Origin of the sequence: Geomonas sp. (assembly GCF_035254065.1) — a bacterium.
GTDB lineage: Bacteria > Desulfobacterota > Desulfuromonadia > Geobacterales > Geobacteraceae > Geomonas.
Genome location: NZ_DATFBA010000011.1, coordinates 1 through 4,067, shown reverse-complemented (window position 1 = coordinate 4,067; position 4,067 = coordinate 1). Strand labels below are relative to the sequence as shown.

At 58.6% G+C, this 4,067-nt stretch carries 6 protein-coding genes; 1 reads left to right on the top strand and 5 read right to left on the bottom strand.

Annotated elements, in window-relative coordinates; translation table 11 throughout:
- A partial coding sequence (locus tag VJ604_RS00595; protein WP_324079444.1) for a hypothetical protein occupies positions 1 to 204 on the top strand: 204 nt, incomplete at its 5' end.
- Between the two features lie 247 nt (positions 205 to 451).
- Here the strand turns inward: VJ604_RS00595 and VJ604_RS00590 are convergent.
- From VJ604_RS00590 to VJ604_RS00570, 5 genes are all read right to left on the bottom strand, one after another.
- Entirely contained in the window at positions 452 to 1,066 is a 615-nt protein-coding gene (locus VJ604_RS00590) for a flavodoxin family protein (protein ID WP_324079443.1), read from the bottom strand.
- A gap of 52 nt (positions 1,067 to 1,118) precedes the next feature.
- Entirely contained in the window at positions 1,119 to 1,484 is a 366-nt protein-coding gene (locus VJ604_RS00585; RefSeq protein WP_324079442.1) for a hypothetical protein, read from the bottom strand.
- Between the two features lie 230 nt (positions 1,485 to 1,714).
- On the bottom strand, positions 1,715 to 2,461 hold the full coding sequence (locus tag VJ604_RS00580; RefSeq protein ID WP_324079441.1) for a carboxymuconolactone decarboxylase family protein: 747 nt from the start codon (positions 2,459 to 2,461) through the stop codon (positions 1,715 to 1,717).
- 11 nt (positions 2,462 to 2,472) lie between these two features.
- Positions 2,473 to 2,880, bottom strand: a complete 408-nt coding sequence (locus VJ604_RS00575; protein WP_324079440.1) for a cupin domain-containing protein — start codon at positions 2,878 to 2,880, stop codon at positions 2,473 to 2,475.
- A gap of 49 nt (positions 2,881 to 2,929) precedes the next feature.
- Positions 2,930 to 3,916 carry an aldo/keto reductase gene (locus VJ604_RS00570; RefSeq protein ID WP_324079439.1) on the bottom strand — a complete coding sequence of 329 codons (987 nt, stop codon included), beginning with the start codon at positions 3,914 to 3,916 and terminating at the stop codon, positions 2,930 to 2,932.
- Between the last annotated feature and the right edge of the window lie 151 nt (positions 3,917 to 4,067).

Genomic DNA, 4,067 nt, shown 5'->3' with positions numbered 1-4,067 from the left:
GAGGCCGAGTTCATCTACCGGAAGGGGCACCGGCTCCTCATCATCGGCACCGGCCAAAGCGGCAATCTGCACCTCTCCCCGCAAGCCGCCGAGTACTTTGCCCACCACGACTGCAAGGTGATCGCCGAGCCGACTCCGAAGGCGATCACCATCTTCAACCAGACGAAAGGTTCCAAGATAGGTCTCTTTCACGTCACCTGCTGAAAGGGGAAGTGGGAGTCGCGTCTTTTAACCCAGTTTTGTCTTTTGTCCAGGTCTGACCCTCCTGACTCTTCATATCGCCTGAGGAAGCTCAGAGGAGCTGCGTGCGGCCCTCGTGGGCAAAGAGAAAGAGCCTTGCCGTGCGGGAAGGCCCTTTTGTGATTGCACTAATACGGACTGTCACCACTGACGCCTAACTTTCAATTAAGCCCCATGTTCTCCCACGAACGTAGGTAACCTGCCCGCCCCTCTATTTCAGTTCGACCGCGACCTTTGGGAACGGTTCTTCGGAAGAGGCTATGGTCTTACCCAACCAGCCGATGGTTTCTCCGAGATGTACCATGTTCCGCATCCCCTCCTCGTCCTCGCGGACCTCTCCCTTCTGGCATCCCATTCCCAAGTTCCAGTAGATTGAGCCTGGAACAATCATGGAAGAGGTAAGGAACATATGGTTGATGGTGTTGAATACGTGGCTCGCGCCGCCACGCCTCACTGCCACTACGGCGGCCCCGATTTTGCCGCTCAAGGCACCGCCGTTGGCAAGGGCCACGAAGCCGGTACGGTCGATCAGCGCCTTGAGTTCGGGGGTTATGTCAGCGAAGTACGTCGGTGAACCGAGGATGATAGCGTCGGCTTCATACATCTTGGCTAGGTAATCGTTAACGCCATCCTCCTCGATGGCGCACCGGCCGTTTTGCTTTTGAACGCACATCATGCAGGCGAGGCAACCCCAAACAGGCTTTCCCCCGATCCGCAGGTACTCCGTGGTCCAACCAGCTACCTGTAGTGGCTCAAGCACCTTTTTCAGCATGATTTCCGTGTTACCGCCCGCTCGTGGGCTTCCGTTGATAGCTAATGCCTTCATGTCTCTTCCTTTTCCTTTTGGATTACAAATCTTGTGAAACCCACAGGGCGGTTCACTCCCTGGCCTCGCTGGGGAGCCTTACGACGACGATATGTACAACCGTATCCCACGCGTTGTGGATGCCGATCAGCAGCAGGGCGAGGGCGGCTGCCCCGGTGGCAAAGAGTGCGGGACAGGGATAGGCCCCCAGGGACAGAGCGGCGACGGCGACGGCCGCGTAGGCACTGCCAGGAAGCAGCGCATACCAGACCCAATCCGCCCTCTCCGGTTTGTAGTACGTCTGGCGACGGGCACGACGGATGACCGTCCCCCCGTAGACAAGCCCCCCAAGACCGAACAAAGTGAGAGCGATCGCCGCGGAGCAAAGGGACGGCCACGGTGCACTCATGATCGCCGAGACCAGCAGTGCGCTTATCAACTGGACTACAGTCGGTGTCGCGAATGCGCTTAGGGCTGCAGCTGGGACAGCCCGGCGCAGATTGGCAATCAGGGTAACCACCACGAACTGGATGGCGATGACCGCTGCGGCGGCCGAACCGACCATGATATAGAAGCTCTGCCAGGCGGAGAGTAATGGAGTACATGCCTGACTCATTGAGGTCGCCCCCTTTCGGTGTACCTGTTCACTCGAGCGCTCTCGCCCGTTCGCTACCCGGCTTCGTTCAGACACCGCAGGGCATTCAGCGCCCGCGGGTAGCCCACGTAGGGGATAAGCAGGGTGATGACGTCGAGTAGGAGTTCCTTGCCGTTGCCGATGTTCACGTTACCCTGAATGTGCCCCTTCAGCTGCGGTTCGCACCCTCCCAGTGACAGCAGCATGGAGAAGGTGAAAAGTTCCCGCATGTTGATGTCCAGCCCGCCCCTGGTCACGTAGTCGCCGAAGCAGTTTGCTGACAGGAACTCCTGGATGTGGCGCTGACCTTCGGGTGACTGCTGGTACATGTTTTCGATCATCTCTCCGAAGATCTCTTTCTGGAGCGCCAGCCCTTTGTCGAATCGCGTCTCCGGGGAGGTCGTCGACTGCCCTTCCAGTGGCAGCGAAATACCCCTGCTCTGCAGGATCTCGTTAGTGGCGAGGAGGAAGTCAAAGACCTTCGCTATCCCCACGTAGGGCACCGCCTGGTAGACGATCTCCTTCACCTCCACGGGTGTCACCCCGACGTTGAGGGCACCGCCGAGCATCACCCGGTATTCGCCCAGCGCCTGGCTTGCGATCATCGATGCCAGGATAATCATCAGGCGTTTCCTGGAGTCGAGACTCCCGTGGCTGAGCACCTCGTCGAAGGCGAAGTTGTCGAAGACCTCGATCAGTTCAGGGTCGGTGACCTTCAGGGTCGATTTGTGATTGGGAAAAAGTTCCTCGTGGTTTTTCTCTGCATTCTCGCTGATAGCCATGGTCATCCTCGTTACTTCAATTGGTTGTAATCGTCGTCCGCTACCGGCTCCAGCCAGGTCGCTGGCCCAATTTCCGGGTGAACCTCTATGGCGAGGTGGGAGAACCAGCTGTCTTTGGCAGCGCCGTGCCAATGTTTGACATCTGCGGCGATGGTGACGACGTCGCCTGGATGAAGTTCCTGCACCGGTTTGTCCCATTCCTGGTAGTAGCCCCTCCCTCCGGTGACAAGCAGGATCTGACCGCCCGCGTGCTTGTGCCAGTTGTTGCGACATCCCGGCTCGAAGGTCACGTTGCCGATGGGGAGGGCGGAGTCGGCAGGTGTAAGCATCTTGAGCCAGACAGTTCCCTTGAACCTGTCCGTCTCCAGTTTTTCCCCGATGGGGAAGATGACGCTGGTGCTGAGATTGTTCGTGTTCATCAGAGTTCTCCGTATTTCTTCTGTCGCCGGTCAGCCAACGACCGGATAATTAGAGACCAGTCCTTTTCTCGAGCGCTTCCGGATACCGTGCGCCTTCGATGGTTATCTTCGCCGCTGCACTCTCGATCTCGCCGAGGTCGGATGCCGTCAGTTCAAGGTCGACCGCCCCTATGTTCTCCTCCAGACGGGAGAGCTTCGTGGTGCCCGGAATCGGCACGATCCACGGTTTCTTGGCCAACAGCCAGGCGAGGGCGATCTGCGCCGGGGTGACTCGCTTCTTGTCGGCCATGGCGGACAGGAGGTCGACCAGTCCCTGATTGGCCTTGCGGGCCTCGGGAGTGAAACGCGGAACGATGTTACGGAAGTCGTTCTTTTCGAAGGTGGTCTTGTCGTCGATCTTACCGGTCAAAAATCCTTTCCCCAACGGGCTGAAGGGGACGAAGCCGATGCCAAGTTCCTCGAGGGTGGGGATCAGTTCCTCCTCGGGGTGCCGCCACCAGAGTGAGTATTCACTCTGTACAGCCGTCAAGGGCTGGACCGCATGGGCACGACGGATGGTCTTTACTCCTGCCTCAGACATGCCGAAGTGTTTCACCTTCCCCTCGCGGATCAACTCCTTCACCGTGCCGGCAACCTCCTCGATCGGAACGTTGGGATCGACCCGGTGCTGGTAGTAGAGGTCGATGGTCTCGATGTTGAGCCGCTTGAGGGACCCTTCAACACTTTGCCTGATCCGCTCCGGCCGGCTGTCCTGGCCCTGCTGCCCGTTCTCGCCGGTGCCGATCCCGAATTTGGTGGCGATCACGACGCGCCCGCGGAAGGGAGCGAGCGCCTCGCCCACCAGTTCCTCGTTTGTGTGTGGCCCGTAGATTTCCGCAGTATCGAAGAAGGTGATGCCGCGATCGATCGCCTTGGCTATAAGCTCGATCATTTCCTTCCGGTCCGGGACCTTCCCGTAAGCCATGCTCATCCCCATGCAACCGAGCCCGAGGGCCGAGACCTCCAGACCGCTATTTCCCAATGCACGTTTTTTCACGGTGTCCTCCGTTACCTTTTTATCGAAGCTTGATAGTCACCCTTGGAGCGCTTTCTCGTAAATCAGAAGGCGGCCCGCAGGATCTGCAGCACCTCGACCTTATCGAGTGGGGCCAGGATGCCCAGTTTTCCGTTTTCCACAGCCTTCTCTG